Source organism: Bartonella sp. 220B, assembly GCF_026930205.1.
GTDB lineage: Bacteria > Pseudomonadota > Alphaproteobacteria > Rhizobiales > Rhizobiaceae > Bartonella.
This window is the reverse complement of record NZ_JANHOI010000051.1, coordinates 1-1,459: the sequence shown is the minus strand read 5'-3', so window position 1 is coordinate 1,459 and position 1,459 is coordinate 1. Positions and strand designations below refer to the sequence as shown.

The following is a 1,459-nucleotide window of genomic DNA, read 5'->3' as shown; positions in this document are numbered from 1 at the left end:
GGATGTTCATCAGGAACACCCATGGTTTGTGCATGGTTTTGATCTCATCAAAGCACGGGCCAAATATGAATTGTACAAGAATATCTTGAAAGAGCCCGATTGTGCAGTCGCTGCTTACAATGATTTTGAGGAACATTTGCGGGAATTGCGTGCAGAGACATCCAAACGCCATAACGTGACAAGAATTGTCCCAACGGATTTCTAACATGGTTTATTTTCCCATAGCCGATTACAGACCGGATGTTGCGGTTGTTAACAGCGGTTTTACTGATACGCTTGTGAATGTTTTACCGGCTGACGGTTCTTACGTTCCCATGCCAAGTGCAACGGTTATTTCTGCTGCTTTGGAAGAGAAGCCATTAGGTTCGATTGCCTTTAGATCAGGCGATGGGGTTAAGATAATCGTAGGAGGTGCACAAAAGCTTTATGCTTACGATAATCAAACGCGCGGTTGGAAAGACATCAGTCAAACTGGTGTAACGTATCATGCCAATGAGGAAAACAAATGGTCCTTTGCTCTTTTTGGTGAGAGCATCATTGCGGTCAACAAAAATGACAAACCACAGGTGTTCAAGGTCAAGAGTTCACAACGGTTTGAAGAGTTAGGAGGTAATCCCCCAAAAGCCGGATTGGTAAAGGTTTGGGGTGATTTTTTATGTTTGATGCAACTAACTGATCATCCTAATCGTGTCCATTGGTCAGGCTTGAATGATGCAAGCCATTGGACGGTTAAACAGAAAGATTGCGACTTTCAGGATTTTCCGGATGGAGAATATGTTCAAGGTTCTACGGAATCGAGCAATCCCCTCATTTTTATGCGTTCTGCTCTTTATGCAGGAACCTTTATTCCGGGTTCTAAGATTGTGTTTACGTTTCAAAAGATACAAGACAAGCGAGGAGCAAGAAGTGCACAAGCCATAGCTTGTTATGGCAATAATGCTTTTTTTGCTGGAGATGGTGGCTTTTATCAGGTTGTTTCGGATGGACAACTTTTACCGATAGGCTTTGAAAAGGTTGACCGAACGGTGTTCACGACTTTTGATAAGCTTGCCCTTGATGGAATGCAAGGTGTGATCGACCCTGTTCATAATCGTGTTTACTGGTCTTTGAAGAGTGGCAATAACCAGCAAACCACCTTTGTTTATGATTGGGGCTTGCAGAAATGGTCAACGATTCAAGGAGAACCTGTAACTTTGTTTCCTGTTTTTACGACAGGCTATACTTTGGAACAGTTGGATGAGGTTTCAACCAGCCTTGAAAGCTTACCCGCCTCTCTTGACAGTTCTATTTGGCAAAGTGGTGCACCGGTTCTTGGTGGTTTTGATGGTCAAAACAGGCTTGTTGTGTTTACAGGCGCGCCAATGGAGGCGGTTGTTATATCGCAAGAGATGGGGTCACCTGATGGGAGCTTTAACTTTTTCACCAAGATGTTTGCAGAGGTTGATACTCTAGAAGGGCT

1 protein-coding gene and 1 pseudogene are annotated in these 1,459 nt (G+C 43.7%); both read left to right on the top strand.

Features of this window, described 5'->3' with window-relative positions; all coding sequences use genetic code 11:
• Window positions 1–205: pseudogene (locus NPX99_RS08610) on the top strand (hypothetical protein); the annotation flags it as partial.
• Between the two features lies 1 nt (window position 206).
• Window positions 207–1,459: hypothetical protein (locus tag NPX99_RS08605; protein WP_269031415.1), on the top strand; the 1,253-nt coding region annotated here is incomplete at its 3' end.